The organism is Pararhizobium polonicum, assembly GCF_001687365.1.
GTDB classification, from domain to species: Bacteria; Pseudomonadota; Alphaproteobacteria; order Rhizobiales; family Rhizobiaceae; genus Pararhizobium; species Pararhizobium polonicum.
On record NZ_CM004503.1, the window covers coordinates 97,628 to 115,983 of the forward strand.

General features: G+C 58.9%; 13 protein-coding genes and 1 pseudogene. 3 read left to right on the top strand and 11 right to left on the bottom strand.

Going from position 1 to position 18,356, the window contains the following annotated elements:
* The first annotated feature begins 17 nt into the window (after window positions 1–17).
* Window positions 18–2,669: a Tn3 family transposase gene (locus tag ADU59_RS01315; RefSeq protein WP_425331989.1), complete on the top strand. Its 2,652-nt coding sequence runs from the start codon at window positions 18–20 to the stop codon at window positions 2,667–2,669.
* Window positions 2,670–2,678: 9 nt separating this feature from the next.
* Here ADU59_RS01315 and ADU59_RS01320 read toward each other — a convergent pair whose 3' ends face one another.
* The 9 genes and pseudogenes from ADU59_RS01320 to ADU59_RS01365 all read right to left on the bottom strand — a co-directional run bounded on the left by ADU59_RS01320 (window position 2,679) and on the right by ADU59_RS01365 (window position 11,871).
* Window positions 2,679–3,668, bottom strand: coding sequence for a glycerophosphodiester phosphodiesterase family protein (locus ADU59_RS01320; protein WP_068951014.1), 990 nt, complete (start codon window positions 3,666–3,668; stop codon window positions 2,679–2,681).
* Window positions 3,669–3,838: 170 nt separating this feature from the next.
* Window positions 3,839–4,141 (bottom strand): annotated as a pseudogene (locus tag ADU59_RS01325) (autoinducer binding domain-containing protein); the annotation flags it as partial.
* A gap of 292 nt (window positions 4,142–4,433) precedes the next feature.
* Window positions 4,434–5,738: a DUF3422 domain-containing protein gene (locus ADU59_RS01335; protein WP_068950933.1), complete on the bottom strand. Its 1,305-nt coding sequence runs from the start codon at window positions 5,736–5,738 to the stop codon at window positions 4,434–4,436.
* A 19-nt stretch (window positions 5,739–5,757) separates the two neighbouring features.
* A complete protein-coding gene (locus tag ADU59_RS01340) occupies window positions 5,758–6,819 on the bottom strand; it encodes an ornithine cyclodeaminase (protein WP_068950935.1) in 1,062 nt (353 codons plus the stop codon).
* A gap of 47 nt (window positions 6,820–6,866) precedes the next feature.
* Window positions 6,867–7,949: an NAD/NADP octopine/nopaline dehydrogenase family protein gene (locus tag ADU59_RS01345; RefSeq protein WP_068950937.1), complete on the bottom strand. Its 1,083-nt coding sequence runs from the start codon at window positions 7,947–7,949 to the stop codon at window positions 6,867–6,869.
* A 76-nt stretch (window positions 7,950–8,025) separates the two neighbouring features.
* A complete protein-coding gene (gene rocF, locus ADU59_RS01350; protein WP_099050721.1) occupies window positions 8,026–9,000 on the bottom strand; it encodes an arginase in 975 nt (324 codons plus the stop codon).
* 47 nt (window positions 9,001–9,047) lie between these two features.
* Entirely contained in the window at window positions 9,048–10,466 is a 1,419-nt protein-coding gene (locus tag ADU59_RS01355; protein WP_068950939.1) for an FAD/NAD(P)-dependent oxidoreductase, read from the bottom strand.
* Window positions 10,463–10,756 carry a (2Fe-2S)-binding protein gene (locus ADU59_RS01360; RefSeq protein ID WP_068950941.1) on the bottom strand — a complete coding sequence of 98 codons (294 nt, stop codon included), beginning with the start codon at window positions 10,754–10,756 and terminating at the stop codon, window positions 10,463–10,465. Before ADU59_RS01360 ends, ADU59_RS01355 begins: the two co-directional genes overlap by 4 nt.
* Complete coding sequence (locus ADU59_RS01365) at window positions 10,753–11,871, bottom strand: NAD(P)/FAD-dependent oxidoreductase (RefSeq protein ID WP_068950943.1); 1,119 nt, start codon at window positions 11,869–11,871, stop codon at window positions 10,753–10,755. The genes ADU59_RS01360 and ADU59_RS01365 overlap by 4 nt, the downstream gene beginning before the upstream one ends.
* Before the next feature lie 608 nt (window positions 11,872–12,479).
* Here ADU59_RS01365 and ADU59_RS01370 point away from each other — a divergent pair.
* Entirely contained in the window at window positions 12,480–14,516 is a 2,037-nt protein-coding gene (locus ADU59_RS01370; RefSeq protein WP_068950945.1) for a hydantoinase/oxoprolinase family protein, read from the top strand.
* A 3-nt stretch (window positions 14,517–14,519) separates the two neighbouring features.
* A complete protein-coding gene (locus tag ADU59_RS01375) occupies window positions 14,520–16,475 on the top strand; it encodes a hydantoinase B/oxoprolinase family protein (RefSeq protein ID WP_068950947.1) in 1,956 nt (651 codons plus the stop codon).
* Window positions 16,476–16,594: 119 nt separating this feature from the next.
* On the opposite strand, the gene ADU59_RS01380 is transcribed toward ADU59_RS01375, so the two are convergent.
* Together ADU59_RS01380 and nocM are read right to left on the bottom strand one after the other, a co-directional pair.
* Entirely contained in the window at window positions 16,595–17,515 is a 921-nt protein-coding gene (locus ADU59_RS01380) for a LysR family transcriptional regulator (protein ID WP_068950949.1), read from the bottom strand.
* Window positions 17,516–17,629: 114 nt separating this feature from the next.
* A complete protein-coding gene (gene nocM, locus ADU59_RS01385; protein ID WP_003523894.1) occupies window positions 17,630–18,355 on the bottom strand; it encodes a nopaline ABC transporter permease NocM in 726 nt (241 codons plus the stop codon).
* Between the last annotated feature and the right edge of the window lies 1 nt (window position 18,356).

Here is an 18,356-nt window from a genome sequence, read left to right on the forward strand (position 1 = left end):
GTGATCACGAGTTCACCATCCGTTCTTTGAGTTGGCCAAAATCGCAGCTTCGGGCCGACTGGGCCTTGTTGGCTGCGACCGAAGCGGCTGCGACAGGAGACAAGGGACTGCCGATTGCCACAGCGGTCGTGAACGCCTTTCGAGGGCAGAAAGCATTGCTCCCTTCCCAACATTCCATTGAGAAAATAGGCATTGCAGCTCGTGCGCTTGCCCGTCGTCGCGCCGAGAGTGCTTTACTCTCGGATATCGACCCGCAAAAGCTGGAGACCCTTGATACACTGTTGGACGTCGATCCGGCGATCGGACAGACGCGTTTCCACTGGCTGCGGTCAGCTCCCGACGCACCGGGTGCGGTCAACCTGGTCGGATTGACGGAGCGCATCGCGTTCCTGCGCTCGGTCGGGATCGATCCTCGTTTGCAGGCCCGCATTCCTTCCGGACGATGGGACCAGATCGTCCGGGAAGGAGACGCGGTGCCGGCATGGCTTGCCGGAGACTTCGGCGCAAGCCGTCGGCGCGCGACGATCGTGGCACAGGTCATCAAGCTTGGCCAGAAGCTCACCGACGATGCCGTGATGATGTTTATCAAGTTGATGGGCCGGCTGTTCTCCCAGGCTAACAACCGGAAAAAGCAGCGGCACATGAACGCGCGCATTGAAACATCCAAAGCTCTGCGGTTGTTCCTCGACACGATCGTCGCCCTGCAGGCCGCGAATGATGCCGATGAAGATGCGCTTGCGACGGTCAATCGACAAGTCGGCTGGCATCGACTGCTTCAGATCAAACCCGGCCTTGAAGCGATTGTGGGAAGCGCTGACGCTGCGCCGCTGGTGCTAGCGGCCGAGCAGCATGGGAATATCCGAAAGTTCGCCGGTGTTTTCCTTCAAACATTCACGTTCCATTCGCGCCGCCGGCACGATCCGCTGCTTTCTGCGGTCGCGACGTTGAAAGCGCTTTATGTAGAAGGGCGTCGTGTTCTGCCGGATCGTGTGCCCATCGGCCATCTTGGCGCAACCGAGAAGAAACTGGTTTTTGAGGATGGAAAGCCGGATCGGCGGCTTTACGAGATTGCTACGCTCGCGCATTTGCGTGACCGGCTGCGTTCAGGCGATATCTGGGTCGAGGGCAGCCGTTCATTCCGGCCGATTGACGAACATCTTATGCCAAAGCCAGCTTTTGTCGCCCTCAAGGAGCAGGATCGGCTCGGGATCGGTGTCCAAGCTGACTGCGCTGCCTGGCTTACTGAGGTCCGGCAGATGGTGGACGCCAATCTCAAACAACTGGCCTGGCGCGCCCGTTTCGGGAAACTTGATGGCGTCAGGATGGAGAACGGCACGCTGATCGTGACGCCGCTTGCCAGCGATGTACCGGCCGCGGCCGAAGTCCTCAATGCCGAAATCACGGACATGTATCCTCTGGTCGAGGTCCCCGATCTCCTGCGGGAAGTGCATGAATGGACAGGATTCGCCGACCAGTTCACTCATGTCCGAACTGGAGATGTACCGCAAAACATTCCCGCCATGCTGGCCGGCGTGCTTGCCGATGGCACAAATCTGGGTCCGAAGCGCATGGCGGGAGCATCCAAGGGGATCAGCGCTCACCAAATCGGCTGGATGCGCAGCTTCCACGCACGCTCAGAAACCTACCGGGCTGCGCAGGCGACTGTGACCGATGCCCACACTCGCCATCCTCATTCGCAAATCTGGGGTAATGGAACGAAAGCGTCATCCGACGGGCAGTTCTTCCGTGCCAGCGACCGAGCCGCCAGACGCAGCGATATCAATCTTCACTATGGCAGCGAGCCGGGCGCGAAATTCTACAGCGGCCTTTCCGACCAGTACGGCTACTACAGCATCCTGCCGATCAGCCCGACCGAGAGTGAGGCCGTCTATGTGCTCGACGGCCTGTTTGATCACGACACCATTTTGGAGATCGAGGAGCTATTCACGGATACCGGCGGTGCCAGCGACCATGTCTTTGCGCTCTTCTGCCTGATCGGCAAGCGCTTCGCCCCGCGCCTTCGCAACATAAAGGATCGAAAATTCCACACCTTCGAGAAGGCCGACGCCTATCCCTCACTGGCAAATCATATCGGGGCACCGATCAACACCGCGCTCATCATGGAATATTGGGACGAACTCCTGCGCCTTGCCGCCTCGATCACCACACGTACCGTAGCGCCGTCGGCGATTCTCAAGCGGTTGTCCGCCTCGCCGAAATCCGGCGAGTTGGCCAGAGCACTCCGCGAAGTCGGGCGCATCGAGCGTACGTTGTTCATGACCGAATGGTATTCAACGCCGGCACTCCGCCGACGTTGTCAGGCCGGTCTCAACAAGGGCGAAGCTGCCCACAAGCTCAAGCGCGCCGTCTTTTTCCACGAGCGCGGAGAAATCCGTGACCGCTCCTTTGATAGCCAGGCATTCCGTGCTTCGGGCCTCAACCTGGTCGTCAGCGCCATCGTGCACTGGAACACAGTCTATCTTAGCCGGGCCACAACCCACATGCGACAGCAGGGACGGCATGTCCCTGACGAGTTGTTAAAGCACGTTTCGCCGCTCAGTTGGGAGCATATCAATCTCACCGGCATCTATTCATGGGACGCTGAGCACCAGATGCCCGAAGGCTTCAGACCCTTGCGGCTGCCCGGTCGACTCCTTCGTGCGGCTTGATCGAAGCCGCTATTTGCGTCCCATGGCTGGTGCGAGCAACTCCAGTTCATTTGTCATGAGCCCGCCAGACCAGTCATCAGGAAGCGATTTGAGGTCGGCAATTGTATCGACGCCATTAGAATAGTTTCCGCCATGGTAGGGTCCGATAATGAAGACCTCGCTGCCGGCCCCTCTAAACCGGTCAAGCAGGCGATAGGGCCAGCCCCACATGTCAGGCGCCATATTGATCGGAATGTAGACGACGCCGTTCCTGCAGGACGATGGCACTATGCTGGCCCATCCCCATTGCGCATACTCCTTCAGGCAAGCCATTGCTGACACTCTGGTCGTTGTCTTCAAATCCGGCATCAATGCCTTAAGCTTTGCAATCGGGCGTTCTCCGCCATAGACGAAAAGCTTGCCGGTTACCTCCTGAGGAAATGCCTTAAGATAGGAAGCAAATAGGTCCCCTTCCTTCGGATCATTGCTCTTGATGTTCACGAGAAAGCTTTTTCCTGGAAAGGCCTCCAGCACCTCTTTCAGCGTTGGCATCAGGCCTATTCCCTTACCTCTGAACGGAAACGTCTCTCCGCCATCCGCAGTGTAGCCATATCCAACATCGAGCTTCCGTAGGTCTGTCATCGAATGCTCGCGGGTGACACCATGACCGTCGGTTCGGCAGTCGAGGGTCCAATCGTGAAATACCGCAAATTCTCCGTCCGTCGTCGGGTGAATGTCAAACTCAACGGCATCCGCACCGGCCTCGAAACTGGCTTTCATGGAAGCGATTGTATTCTCGATGAAAACGTTAGCTGAAGGCAGCATTCGCGTTGCAGTGCACGTGTCAGATTTGACGTTCGTCATATCGTATCGAGGTGCAATCCCGCGATGTGCAAGGAGGATAGGTTCACCTTCGGGCCGCGCGGCGAGAAGATTGGTGTTGAGAAGGAATATCGTCGATGAAACGACGGCAGCCAGAACTAACAAACTGATCGAAATCTTCTTCAATGCTTTCGACATAACGGTTCGGTCCCCAAAACACCGAAGCTCATTACCGATCATGACCTATTTACGGCGAGAGTTCCCCATTGGGACGATGTTAGTGGGAAATTGGCGCCAGTCGGAGATGCACGTTCACGCTTCGTGCCGCCTTAGCGTGCCTGTGGGAACAAACCTTGTTCCGACCCCTAGAAGGCACGCTCTTCTGTCGATAGTCTCGGGCGCTCCTGCTCGCCAGACCAGGCGAAGACGTGCTTCCTGGATCTTGCGCGTTTGACGACCGGGTCGAGAGCGTCGAATTTCTTGTCGAAGTAGAGCGACCGCCAATCGTGATGATAGTTGGTCACGGCGATGATGTGCTTGTGCTGGATGTGGAGATAAGCATAGCCGGTGAAGCCGAAATGGTCGGCGACGTCCGCCAGCCCCGTTTTGAGGATGCACTCATCGCCCTCAATTGCGGTAAGATCGGTCAGCTTGTCCAGCCAATGCTGCATTCTCTATCTCCTTCTAGGCGTTGCCAGCCTCGTCGTCGCTGTTCGTCCGACAGCCAGCTGCGCGACCGCTGTCAATTGGTTCAGCGGAAGCTGTCGAAGAACGTTTCTGTGCAAGGCAGGCAGACATAACCGCCCTTATTCCAATCGGCCGGTAGTTCGCGAGAAGATTGATTTCGCGTTCCTGTTCTGTGATAGACTTGCCCTCGGCTTGCTCAGCCATCTGTTGTCTCCAGAATTTCTCGTTCCAGCACCGATCCGAGAATTGCTTCTCAAACCGCCTGTTTCATGCCTGCTAGGGCGTTTTTGGTGCCAAATGGGTATGTCGCGTGCGATGCCGCACAAACAAGGCGACAGCCACGATCGCGATCGGGCTTAGAATGCTCATTGCCAGTTCATCGTTTGAAAAATGAAGAGTATGGAACACACCCTTGAAAGTGTATCCGAGCAAACCGACAACATAGTAGCTAACAGCGGCGATCGAGAGACCCTCGACAGTTTGCTGCAATCGCAACTGCAGTTGCGCCCGCTCGCTCATGCTCTCCAGAATCTCGCGATTTTGCTTTTCCATCGCTACGTCGACCTTCGCACGGAGCAGCTGAGTTGCACGCGCCAGCTTCCGCGACAAGTTGATCTGTCGCTCCTCGATTGAAAAGCAGGTCTGCAATGCAGGCGCCATTCTCCGGTTGAGAAACGCCGGGAAAGTTTCCTGATCGGGCACCGGTTCGAAGCCGATGGCGCTGATCCGGCCAAGCACGATGTTCTGATACGCACGGCTAGCCCCGAAACGGAACAATGACTTCGCGGCCCCTGCCTCGAGTCGCGCAGCGAGGACGACGAGCTTGTCCAAGAGACGTTCGTTGTCTTCCAGTGCGAGAGCCCCTGTCATTTCCTGGGTCGTCTCAACCAACGCGTTTTCGATCTCCCGGATGGAAGGCTCCAACCGTTGAGCTTCCGGAAGACATAGAAGTGCCAGCAGCCGATAGGTCTCGAGTTCCAGCAGACGCTGAACCAGCGCACCGATGCGCATGGCCGTCACGTCGGTGTTGATGACCAGGATTTTCACGAAGCCATGGTTATCCGGCTTGAAATCCGTCGCAACGGTGACCGCTCCCTTCTCAGCGGTCATAACGCACAGGGATTCCTTCGCGAAAATCGTGCCCAGCTCGGGTGTGGAAGAGGCTTCGACAATATGCAGGTCTACGGCGACGAGGTGCGGGCCGGGCTGGGGGAGCGTATACATTTCGGGGGCCATGGAAGCCGCCGCGAGCGAGAAGCACTCTGGTCCCGGGTGTTTGTAGTACCAGCAATATGTCGTGAATTCGTTGTGCCGTTCCCAGCGCAGATGAACATTTTCGAATGACACACGGTGATGTCGAGCGTGGGCCGGAATAGGCCCCTGGCCCTTTTCCTCGCAAAGCGCCGAGAGTATCCTGCGCTCCGCATCCCTGTCAGGCTCTACGGATTGAAACGCAAAATGGACAAGACGGGCTGGCGTTTCGATCGGGCGAAACGGGCGCGCATGAACCTCGCCGAGAACAGATGCACGATCGCGATGAGGCGAGAGCGCTTGTGTTGAATTCTCAGGCGGGGATGTCATATTGTGAGCCTTCCCAGGTTCAGGACGCGGCCAGCAGGGCTTGCCGGCGGAGCAGCATTCCGAAAAGATCCCTTGGCTCGTCTGGGTCGGCTAGGAGGTCGAGTGGGCTGCTGTGGCTTGATCCCTCAACGCGGTCGCGGACGTAGCGCAGCGCCGAAAAATCCTCGATCGCAAATCCGACGCTGTCGAAAAGCGTGATCTGCTTGTCGCTCTTTCGGCCGACGTCCTGGCCAGTCATTACGCGCCAAAGCTCCGTCACAGGATGATCTGGCGCGAGTTGCTGGATCTCGCCTTCAATCCGGGTCTGTGGCGGAAACTCCACGAAAATATCCGAACGCAGCAAGATATCGCGGTGCATCTCGGTCTTGCCTGGGCAGTCGCCGCCGACGCCGTTGATGTGGACGCCGGGCCCAATCATATTGTCGCTCAGGATCGTGGCGTTGTGCTTGTCGGCCGTCGCTGTCGTAATGATATCGGCACCTTCGACCGCCTGTTCCGCAGAGGTGCACGCCTCGATCTGAAACCCGAACCGCTGGAGATTGCGGCTGCAGCGAGCGGTTGCCTCCGGGTCGATATCGTAAAGCCGTATCCGATCGATACGGAGCAGCGCCTTGAAGGCGAGCGCCTGGAACTCGCTCTGGGCACCGTTGCCGATCAGCGCCATCGTGCGCGCATCTTTACGCGCCAGATATTTTGCCGCGATCGCGGAGGTTGCGGCCGTTCGCAAGGCCGTCAGGATTGTCATTTCCGACAGCAGCAGCGGATAGCCGCTATCGACATCGGAGAGCACGCCGAACGCGGTCACCGTTTGCCGTCCCGACTTCGTGTTTTTCGGGTGGCCGTTGACGTATTTAAAGCCGTAGAGGGTGCCGTCGCTCGTCGGCATGAGTTCAATCACGCCGTCCCGCGAATGCGAGGCGATGCGTGGAATCTTGTCGAAGCTTTCCCAGCGCCGGAAATCTTCTTCAATGTAGCCGGCCAGTTGAACAAGGAAGTTCTCGACCCCGGTGCTGACCACCAGGTCCATCATGTTCTCAACACTGATGAACGGAACGATGTTGAGGTTGGCAATTGCAGGCATCTTTTGGCCCCCTTCATTGGTTTGATAGACTGTCGGACGAGCCCGGATCACACGGGTTCGACCGTGGTCGCGTACCCGGCAACTACCCGTTTCTTGAGCGTGGGCAGATCCAGCGGGCCGAGGTTTGGAAGCAGGTCGTTTTCTTCGGAAAAGTCGCGTCCGTAGCAGGCGCTTAAAATTCGCACGCCGCTTTCATGCAAAGGCGCCGACACGCAGGCTGCTTTTGCCAAATGCAGGGTGGGGATCAGACCAAAGGGAACGTCCTCGAGCACGTAGCGAGTATCGAGGCTCTTCGGGCCTGCCGGGTCGCTTCCACGCTCGACCAGGATCGATGATATTTCTGAAACCGATTGGCCGGATAGGTCGAACGACAATCGGAAGTGATCGAAGGTCGACCGGACCGTCTTGCCGAAGGCGCAAGCGATTGCCAGCCTCTCCAGATCGAGCGCCTCAAGGAAGCGGCCGACGGCAGGCGTGACGTTTGTGTTCTGACCCCATTCCTCAGCTCGCTCGATACGTGACAGATTGCACAGCGCGATGCCCATATGGTCCTGGGGATTGAGATTGCTCAACGCGATCGTGAGGATATCGTCCTTCACGTCGAAGCGATCACCGAACAGAGCGACACAGGTTTCGTGCGACCGTTCTGCGAAACGTGTCGGCACCGTCGCCATATCGACCTTTGCCCGGATGGCGCCGATGTTGAACGTATCCGCGGCCCGCGGCTTGCAGGTCAGCACAGTGGTGTTCCATGCGGTGATCGGGATTTCGATGCTACGCTCGGCCAGCCCCTTGGCGAGGTAGAGCGCCGCAAAGGAAAGATGGGCGCTGATAATCACCGAATGACGTGCGTTGAGGTGCGGTAGAAGGGCGTCGAGAACAAAGCGGTGGCCATAGGCGGGCAGTGCCAGCACGATCACGTCGGCTTCGGCCAATTCCTGGGCGTTCGTGCAAATATGCGGGTGGAACTCCGTGCTGATCGCACCCGTGATCTTCACCAGTGCGCCGGCAGAGAAAGCAGCAGTTCTTTCGCGTGAACGCGACCAGATCAATGGCTCATGGCCATTCTGTGAGAGGAACGCCGCATACCCAATGGCGATCGATCCTGCTCCGGCTATTCCAACCTTCATCTTCTTCCTCCTGGTTTCGAAGGGTTTGTCTCGATGCGAGAGGCAAACCTCGATCGCACCGGGCCACACCCGGTGGTCAAAATGCTGTTGTCACCCTGTCGAACACGCGCCGGCCGAACAGGCTCGCGGCAAGATCCGTCATCAGGCGGGCAGTGCGCCCCCTCTCGTCCAGAAAAGGATTGAGCTCCGCCAGGTCAAGCGAGGTGACGAGACCGCTGTCATGGAGCATCTCCATGATGAGGTGGGCTTCCCGGAAGGTCGCCCCGCCGGGCACGGTCGTGCCCACCGCTGGCGCGATCGCGGGATCGAGGAAATCGACATCAAGACTGACGTGCAATCTGCCGCTGACCTTACTTACGCGGTCAAGAAAAGCTTCGAGCGGGCGTACGACCCCTTGTTCGTCCAGAACCCGCATGTCGGCGACTTCGATACCGGTCTCGGCAACCCGGCGCCTCTCTTCCGGATCGACGGAGCGGATCCCCATCATCGATACGTTGCGCGGATTCACAGGCGCGGCTAACGGCGGCAGCCCCTCGAAGCCGGATTGGCCCGTATAATATGCTACAGGAGTCCCATGGAGATTGCCGCTCGCGGTCGTGTGGAGGCTATGCAGGTCTGTATGCGCGTCCAGCCAAAGGACGAATTGCTCCTTGCCGAGCTCGGCTGCTCGTTGGGCCACCCCGGAAACGGTGCCAGCAGACATCGAGTGATCGCCGCCGAGAAAGACCGGAAGATCACAGCTGCGGGCCATCTCCAGAGCTTTCTGGGACAGACTGCGCGTCCATCCCACCAGAGCATCGAGGTTCTTCACCGCGGAATTGGCGTGGCTGAGTTCGGGTTCGATCGTCGGCGTCGCATCTCCGAGATCGGTGACAAGCCAGCCCAGCTCCGTCAAAACTTGCGTTAAGCCGGCAGTCCGAAACGCATCAGGTCCCATCAGGCATCCAGGTTGGGATGCGCCACTTTGAACGGGAGCTCCCAGGATTTGGCACGTCTTCAACTCATTCTCCTTGCGATGCCGCGAAGCTTTGATTGCGCCAGCACCGATCATTTCTTGACTGCAACTTTGGCCACCGCACCGCGGCGATGGCCGAACGATCACTCATGTGTCGAAGCTGAAACGACTTCCTCGGCCTGCTGAGCTGCCAGCATCGACACCGTTAATGGAACGAAGGGAGGCCGCGGATTGAACAGGCCGACCTCGCCGGCGGTCAGCCCGGCAACTGACTTCACCAGTTCGTGCACCGGGTAGCCGCACTGCCTTCCCTGACAGGGCCCCATGCCCGCGCGCGTAAAACTCTTCAGTTGGTTGGGGCCTCGGCAAGCGCCACGGACAGCAGCTTCCCTCAACACGCCCGCGCTCAACTCCTCGCACCGGCAGACGATCGTTGCGTCGTCCGGCGGGGTCCGCGCAATATTCGGCGGGTAGGCCCCATCCAGAAATCGCCGGAACGACTTTTGCCGGCTATGCTGTGCTCTCAGCGGTTTTGTCTCGGTATCCGCCTGAGCGGCCGTCAGAGCGCCGTCACGAAGAAGGACGCCGATCGCGGCGATCTCTCCCTCGATCTCGGCATTGACGGCGCCTCCGATCCGCGCACCGTCTCCGGCTATGTACAGTCCGTCCGGACCTGCGTTCATCCACTCGTCGCGCTCAAGCCGGAACGCTGACTGGCCGACATCCCACATCAGTTGCGCGCGGACTGACACCGCTAACTGATGGCTTGGCACCAGCCCCTCGTGAACAAGAAGGGATTTGACCTCCAATCGGTCGGACCTGCCGTTTGAAGTTTCGAACCGTACAGTTTCCAGTCGTCCGCTTCCTTCGGCGCTGATTTTGACCACGTTGCGTACGTGTCGAACGCCACTGAACTGCGGTAACCAGGCAATCCCTTTCAGGATTTGGCCGGGCTCCTGAAGCGCCCCGCGAAAACCGCGCAGCGAACGGCTGATGAGACCCCGAGGGGTCGTATCTAGATAAGCGACGGGCTTTGTCCCGGCGAGCCGCATCTGCTGCATGTATAGTAGGGGAAGAGGTCCGCTCCCGACCACGGCAACTGGCCCCTGTGGCAACTGGCCGGCCGTTTTCAACAGGATCTGTGCGGCGCCGACCGTCATGACGCCGGGTAGCGTCCAGCCGGTGAACGGAACCGGGCGTTCCTGTGCGCCCGTAGCGAGCAAGAGATGCCGTCCCCTGACGGAGCGAATTTCTCCGCCCCAGACGTATTCCACCGTCCAACCCTGGCTGAGCCTGCTTACCTGAGCATCCGGGATGTAGTCGGCGCCACAGGCCAGAAATGCTTCGACTTGCCGGACACCGCGTCGATATTCCGCCCCCAGAACGTTTATGATTGGGCTCGTCGCGTTGCGGCCGGCATTGCGCCAGATCTGACCTCCAGGCTGTGATTGCGAATCCAGCACGATGACGGACAGACCGCCGCGCACAGCGCGCCTCGCTGCGGCCATGCCAGCGGGGCCGGCTCCGACGATCAACAGGTCGGCGCTCGAATGATGGTTCATTTCAGCCTCTTCGGATGGTCATGGCGTTCGACCCTCATGCCGGCGTGAACCGTTTGCTGACAGCTTCGGATCGTGCCGATGTCTTCGACGTGCACGACACATTCGAAACAGACGCCCATCATGCAGTAGGGCGCCCTGGGTTGGGCGGAAGGAAAGGAGGTCCGCGTGTGGATGTCGTCCAGACGCAGAAAGACGGCGGCCAGAGGCTCTCCATCGCGAGCGGTCACGAGACGACCGTCGATGGTGATTTCCACGGCTTGGCCGGAGGGAAAGAGAATTTCACTCGTCACGCCGCGATCCCCATCTTGAATCTGCTGCCGCGGAAAGCGTCGTAGGATGGCTCCCTTCCACCGGCTGCCAACCATTCGGCAAAAGGACCTGCATGCAGAGCGGCAAGGGTGACGCCGGAATGGCATGCGACGACGTGGATACCTGGGTATCGCCGCGACCGATCGTAGACAGGCACCCCGTCCGGGGTCAGCACGCGTAGTCCCGCCCACTGCCGTATGACACGCAACGCGCCGACGTCAGGCATCACATTGATCGCGCGATTGGCGATATGACGTGCGCCGGCATCTGTCACGTCGGTAGACCGGCCCACACGTTCATTCGTAACGCCGAGCTGAAACGTGCCCGTCATGGTCTGACGGATACCGCTGGCGGCGTAAGGGAAAACCGGGGCGACCCGTTCCGTGATGAGAAGCTGCCCCTTTTCCGGGACGAGCAGAAGCGGAAGGTCCAGGCTCTTGGCAAAAGCCATGGAGTCATTTCCCGCTGCAATAATCACCCGCTCCGCCTCTATCGTGAGGCCATCCGTCGCCAGTCGGAAGCCGCCAAGCGTAGGCGCGATGCTGTCGACGTGTTCGCCCGTCATCAAGGTTCCACCGAGGCGCACAAATCCGTCCAGCATAGCGCGAAGGACCAGCAGAGGATTGACGTCACCGTCCATATGACTGAACGACGCTGAACACACCTTCGGCCCGAGACGGATGTCGGGGAGCATGCGCTCAACGCGCGAGCGCTCCAGCATCTCGAAGCGATAGTCAGGATGAATGGCAGCCATCTTCTCGCCGATCGCTTTTTCTTCTTCCGCCTGAGCTTCCGACACACAGAAGAGCAAACCACCGTTGCGGCGATACTCCACGTCGACACCTGTCAGTTCTTTCAACTCGGATGCAAAACCTGGCCACAGCTCAGCGCTTTGCCGCGTGATGCGATGATACTCAGGATATTCGTCGCCCTTGCCCTGAACCCAGATCAGGCCGAAATTCGTTCGGGACGCACGCAGCGCATCGTCCGCGCCATCGATGATGATCACCCGGCGCCCCAACTTGGCTAACCCGTATCCAATTGCGGCACCCACTACGCCGCCGCCAACAATGGCTGTCTCGAACTCGTGATCCATTTAACTTTCTCACAATACGAAGGCTTGCGTGCCCGGGCGAAACGTTCGATCCGTGGCCATTAGCCCCCAGTGAGCCAGACGCATCCTTCAATCCTCGTGCGGTCGGCTATACAGTGTGTCCAGCTGTCGCCGTTTGACGGCCAAGTTTTGAGGACCTTCTTTGCTTCGGTTTCATCAGTCTTGAACAGATGATCACCATGTGAAGCGGGTCGATTGCGGATCTGGCTATCTTGGAATTCTTGCCTTCGGCTTAGGGATAAGGCGTTGCCGTCCATGCTACAAGGGCAGTAATAGGCATACGGCGATGTTCAAATGTTATGAAGGCGGCACGGTCCTAGGGCCGTCGCGAGCCACAGGACGCGACCGGTTAATCTCAGTCACCTTCGTCGCCCTCATTTTCTATAAGCAGGCCAGTCTCATCCGTTCCGATTGATTGCCGTTGCCAATCAATCGGTGGGATATGCAAATTCTCCAAACGGAGTGAGCAGCGTATTCATCGCTGAAATATCGCGATGATCATTCCAGGACGGAGACAGGTTTCATGCAGACCAGAATAGATCGAAATACCCCGCAGGCCGACCAACTGAAGAAGCGAGGGTGAGCGGCAGATGCTTAGAATCGGCGTTGATATCGGTGGGACGTTCACAGATTTTTGCGGGTGGCGTGAAGGAGAGGACAGGATCGTCACTCTGAAGGTTCCTTCGACTCCTCCCGCTTTCGAAAACGGTTTCCGCGAGGGATTTGAAAAACTACTGGAACGGCTCGCGCCCGAGCCGGGCGAGGCAGCCTTCGTCATGCACGGCACCACGGTCAGCACGAATGCCGTAATCGAGCGAAAAGGCCCCAAGATCGCGTTCTTCGTAACGAAGGGATACAGGGACCTGCTCGAACTGCAGCGGATCGGCGTCCGCAACCCTCTGAACCTGTTCGAGACCCGAACCAGGCCGCTGATCGATCGCGAGATGGTTTTCGAGGTTGAGGAACGACTGCTGCGCGGCGGCTTGGTTCGAACCTCGACCGACGAGGCCGCAGTCGAGGCACTTGCCCGTCGTGCAGCCGACGCAGGTGCTGCCGGCTACGCGGTCGCGCTGCTTCACAGCTACGCCAACCCGCAGCATGAACAAGCGGTCGCGCGGGCTATCCGTAAAGCGGTCGGCGAAGATGCCGAGGTCAGCCTGTCCAGCGAGATCTGGCCGCGGATCGGAGAATACGAAAGAGCGATCGTCAGTGTGCTCAACGCTTTCGTGAAGCGCCGGATGAACGAGTATATCGGTGCGGTCGAAACTTATGTGGCTGAACGGTTGCCAGGGTCGCAACTTTTCGTCACACGCTCGAACGGTGGTGCGATGGCCGCCAGTGAGGCGCGCAACTTCCCCGTCCATACGCTTCTGTCGGGTCCGGCGTCTGGCGTGACGGCTGTGCAATATCTCGGCCGCGCCTTGGGCGAACACAACATCCTCACCATGGACATGGGTGGCACCAGCACTGACATCTCGCTCGTGCGCGATGGCGAAGCTCTGACCTCGACTTCGGCCGAGGTGGGTGAGTTTCCGGTTGTCATGCCAGTTACCAGCATCGAGGCGATCGGCGCAGGCGGCGGTTCGGTCGTCACGATTGATGGCGGGGTGTTGCGTATCGGCCCGCGCAGTGCTGGGTCCTATCCTGGCCCTGCCTGCTTCAGCCGAGGCGGCACGGAACCCACGCTGACCGATGCCTTTTTGCTTGCGGGCTATTTGCCTGAAGCCCTTCTTGGCGGCGATATGCAGCTCGATCGTCATGCCGCCGAACGCGCTATGGCGCCGATTGCGGAGACTCTCAAGACGGACGTGCTCAGCGCCGCGGAAATGTGCGTCACGGTCGCAAGCTCGAACATGGTGGCCGGTGTCTTGCCTTATCTCGCACGCCAGGGCGTCGATCCCGAAGATCTGACGGTGCTCGTTTACGGCGGAGCTGGCGCGATCCAGGGGCCGCTCCTTGCGGCCGAGATCGGCGTGAACCGCGTTCTTGTGCCGGCGACACCTTCCGTATTCTGTGCCCTCGGGGGCCTTGTCTCTGATTTGAGCAATGACGCGCTCGAAACCGTCCACGGCCTTGATATCGATGGTTCTCTCATCGCGAAGAAGTTTCAGGTCCTTCGCGAGCAGGGAGCCGAATGGTTATCGCGGCAGGCACCGCCGGAGCGTCTCGTGTCCAAAACGTTCGAGTGCTGGGCCGAGATGCGCTACGTCGGGCAGTCCTTCCAGGTCGACGTGCGGCTGCCGGATACGGCGATCGAAGCGCACGACATTGCCGCAATGCATGCCGCCTTCCACCAAGAGCACGAACGCATCTACAGCCATGCCGACAAAGCGGCGCCAGTCGAGTTCGTCGACCTGCGCATGCGCGTGCGTGGATCGATGTCGATACCTCAGCCCACAACACCGGAAACGTCCGGGGCTGGCGGTGCGCTCAAAACGGTTCGTTCGATGCGCTTCCACAACAAACTCATTCCCGAGGTACGCGTCTTCGATCGCGCATCTCTCACCCCCAACGATGCGATCCAGGGGCCGGCCGTCATCGAGCAGCGTGATGCGACGATCGTCGTTCCGCCAGAGTTCGTTGCCCGCGTCGGAGCCTTTGGCGCAATCCTCATGACACGGAGCTGATCAATGGATGCCGTTCGTACTGCCGTCATGAACAATCGCTTCAACGCGATTGTCGAAGAAGCCTCTGCCGCAATCTACCGCACCGCCCACACGACTTTCGTTAAGATCGTGCAGGATTACCAGTGTGCGATTGCGACTGCCGAAGGCGAAATGTTCGCTTATCCGATGTTGTCTGGCGTCAATGTCTTCGTCGGCTCCCCGTTGAAGCCGACGCTAGATGCCATCGGCCGGGAGAACCTGAAGCCAGGCGATATCATCATCACCAACGATCCCTTTGCCACGGACGGTCTGGTGACGCACCTGATGGACGTTACGCTGCTTTATCCGATCTTCTTCGACGAGAAGCTGATCGCGATCGGCTGGGCATTTGTCCATGCGTCCGATATCGGCGGCGCCGTTCCAGGAAGTATCTCGCCAGCCTTCACGGAAGTATTCCAGGAGGGCCTCCGTGTCAGGCCAATGAAGCTCTACGAAGGAGGGGTGTTGAACGAAGCGATCAAGTCGATCTTCCAGGACAACAGCCGAATTCCGACCGAGTTGTGGGGCGACATTCAGGCCATGATCTCGGGCCTGAAGAGCATGGACCGGCGCGTCAGCGAGCTTTGCGAGCGATATGATCGTGAGAGTGTCGAGGAGGGGATGCAGGACGTCATCAACTACGCGGAGACCAAGGCCCGCGCGGTGATCAGGACGATTCGAGACGGTGTCTATACCTTCTCGGACTATCTTGAAGGGATCCATGATGGTCAGCTGGCCTATTTCAGCGTGACCATGACGGTGAAGGACAGCGAGATCGAGGTTGATTTTACCGGCACGGATCCGCAATTGGCGGCCGCCTACAACCTGGTAACGGGGGCAACCACCCACCCCTACATTATCCAGTGCCTTTACGCCTACATCCTGACCGTTGATCCGCTGACGCCGCGCAACTCCGGTATCTTGCGGGCGATCCACGGCCATGCTCCGCGTGGCACGGTTCTCAACGCGGTCTATCCCGCTTCCGGCGGGTCTCGTGCTGCATCAGCGACACGCGCCTACGACGTTATCCTGGGGTGCCTCAATCAAGCACTACCGGAGGGCCTTGCCGCAGCCGGTGGCGGTATGAGCGGGGTTATCGTCGTTTCGGCTCCCGATCCTCGTACAGGCCGTGACCGTGTCAACGTGGTGGGTACGATCGACGGCGGCGGCGGTGCCCGCCGTGGCGTTGACGGCCTGGACGGATCGGAAGTACGCTACTCACAGCGCAGCGTGCCAGTCGAAGTCATCGAGATCGAAACGGTGCTAGTCATGCGGGCGCTCCGCCTCGTGCCGGACAGTCGCCGCGCGGGAAGGTTCGCCAGCGGCGCCGCGCTCGAAATTGAAATGGAAAACACGTCAAATCGCGCGGTCATAACGGTCAGAAACCTGAACCGGTTTGTGTTCGCGCCGTGGGGCTTCAAGGGGGGAGAGATCGGTCTTCTGGGTAAGGCAGTCGTCAATCCTGGCCGACCCGATGAGCGATCGGTCGGCAAGATCTCGGTGCTGGAGCTCGGACAGGGCGATATTCTCAGGATCACCAGTTCCACAGGCGGGGCGTTCGGCGAACCTCTTGAGCGGGATGTGGCGGCGATCGCGCGCGAGATCGAAAACGGCATGCTTTCCCCGGAGCGGGCCGCCGACGTCTATGCTGTCGTCTTCGACCGGGACAGTAAGATCGACGAGGCGGCGACCGCAGAACATCGCCGCGAACGCGCAAACCGAAAGTCAGACGACTTCAATTTCTGCATCGTACGCCAGCGTCAGGACCAGGTGTGGTCGCAGCAGACACGCAGGGAACTGGCATCGCGGGCGTTGACCTATGAACAGCGCATCCGCAGCCAGCTCGTCGATCGCGTTCATCACCGCCTGTTGGCGAAAGGTGAGCGGGTTGATGCCGGGAAACTGGATCAATTCATCGCCGAAGAAGCCGGCCGGTTGTAGCGGCGATGGTCCTGTGATCGTAATCCGTTAGACTAGTGTGAACGGTCGTCTGAAAGTGCGGCTATTGGGATGCCTCCTCCAGGGGCATCCTTTGTTCATTCAGGATTTCAAAAGCGCCGCTATTTTCGTGCTGAAATCAGGTTTTGCGCAGCCAACGTCGCAAACTCGACGAAAGGCAGTATCCCTGGAACCGGGCAATCTGGATTCCAGCCCACGGCCATCGAAATTTCGACGGACATATCGTTTACAACCCGGGTAACAACGCCGTCAGGGGCCATCGCAGACACCCACTCCGGCAGGAACGTGATCCCGACCCCGGCAGTCACCAGGGCCAGAGCTGTATTGGTGTCGGAAACCGCTATGTCGTTCTCGATCAGCAGGCCGGCGCCGAAAAGTTGTTCGTATACAGTCTCAAAACACGATAGCTCGAAGCGCTTCAGCGCAAAAACACCGTGCCCGGCGAAATCTGACAATCTCAACGCCGGTTTCCTCGCAAGCGCCGATTGGCGAGGCATGACGGCGACAAATCGTTCCGAGAGCAGGTGGCGAAACCGCACGAGATTGCTGTTGGATGGCGGTCGCATCAACCCGACATGGAAGTCACCGCGCTCGATCCCTCGCAGAAGTTCGATAGAATCGACCTCTTTGATGGCAAGCTTTGTCCTGGGAAACCTTTGCCGGAAACGGCTCAAGATCAAGGGGAGCAATTGACTGGTGGCCGGGCTGATCGCTCCGATGATCAGCTCTTCTCCGCCGGGACTGAGACCGCCGGCTTCCAGCTTGGCATTGAGGATCGCCTCGTCGATTTTCAAAAGGATATCTCGCGCGTGATCAAGGAATGATGCCCCCGCACGCGTCAGATCCACGCGCCGCGTAGAACGGATGAACAGTTGCACCCCCATAAGCTCTTCGAGCCGCTTGATCTGCTGGCTGAGCGTTGGCTGCGACATGTTCAGTCGGATCGCGGCCCTGCGGAAATGTAGTTCTTCAGCGGCAACGACAAAGCAGCGGATGCTTCCGATCTCTATTTGATACGACATCTCCGCTCACCAATACAAAGCAACGTAACATTCAAACCCGAAGATTTGAATGTTACGTCGACATTCGCGTGAGCGCACTCTTTCGATCGCTAATCCAACGGGGATTTCCAAGTTCTAATGCGTCTCCGCGGCCTTCGGAGCCGTTCCGCCCACCCGGGCGCGCATGTGCGGATTCAGCCACCACTCCGCCAGCATGACCAGACGGCTGACAACGAACGTGATGAACAGGTAGATCGCACCGGCGACGATGAACACTTCGACCGGGCTGTAGGTGGCCGAGATGATCTGCTTCGCCAGACCGGTCACTTCGACAATGGTGATTGTCGAAGCAAGCGACGTCGATTTGATGATGAGCATCACTTCGTTGCCATATGCCGGCAATGCTTGCCGAATGGCGATCGGGAACACAATCCTCCGGAATTGAAGAAAGGTCGACATTCCGACTGCACGCGCTGCTTCGATCTGCCCGAGCGAAACCGACTGGATGCCGCCCCGGATGATCTCGCTGGTGTAGGCTGCGGTATTGAGGGCCAGCGCCAGGATCGCGCAGAACCATGGCTCGCGGAATGACGACCACAAGCCAACTTCGGAGAGAACGCCCCTGAATTGAGCGGAGCCGTAGTAAATCAGGAACATCTGCACCAGAAGCGGCGTCGATCTGATGATGTAGACGTAGCCGTATGCCAATGAAGAAACGATACGGTTCTTCGAAAGCCGCATCAGCGCAACAGGCACAGAAACAACAAACCCGATGAGGAGCGATATGAACGCGAGGGTGAGCGTCGTGGGGACGGCGGCGAGCAGTTTCGGGAACGACTCGATGATGAGTTGAATATCCATA

Coding starts and splice junctions, on each gene's coding strand:
- ADU59_RS01335 (WP_068950933.1), bottom strand. CDS start 5,738: ATGACATCCCCGCCTGAGAATTCAACACAAGCGCTCTCGCCTCATCGC.
- ADU59_RS01370 (WP_068950945.1), top strand. CDS start 12,480: ATGCTTAGAATCGGCGTTGATATCGGTGGGACGTTCACAGATTTTTGC.
- nocM (WP_003523894.1), bottom strand. CDS start 18,355: ATGGATATTCAACTCATCATCGAGTCGTTCCCGAAACTGCTCGCCGCC.
- ADU59_RS01345 (WP_068950937.1), bottom strand. CDS start 7,949: ATGAAGGTTGGAATAGCCGGAGCAGGATCGATCGCCATTGGGTATGCG.
- ADU59_RS01365 (WP_068950943.1), bottom strand. CDS start 11,871: ATGGATCACGAGTTCGAGACAGCCATTGTTGGCGGCGGCGTAGTGGGT.
- ADU59_RS01355 (WP_068950939.1), bottom strand. CDS start 10,466: ATGAACCATCATTCGAGCGCCGACCTGTTGATCGTCGGAGCCGGCCCC.
- ADU59_RS01320 (WP_068951014.1), bottom strand. CDS start 3,668: ATGTCGAAAGCATTGAAGAAGATTTCGATCAGTTTGTTAGTTCTGGCT.
- rocF (WP_099050721.1), bottom strand. CDS start 9,000: ATGATCGGTGCTGGCGCAATCAAAGCTTCGCGGCATCGCAAGGAGAAT.
- ADU59_RS01380 (WP_068950949.1), bottom strand. CDS start 17,515: ATGTCGTATCAAATAGAGATCGGAAGCATCCGCTGCTTTGTCGTTGCC.
- ADU59_RS01340 (WP_068950935.1), bottom strand. CDS start 6,819: ATGCCTGCAATTGCCAACCTCAACATCGTTCCGTTCATCAGTGTTGAG.
- ADU59_RS01375 (WP_068950947.1), top strand. CDS start 14,520: ATGGATGCCGTTCGTACTGCCGTCATGAACAATCGCTTCAACGCGATT.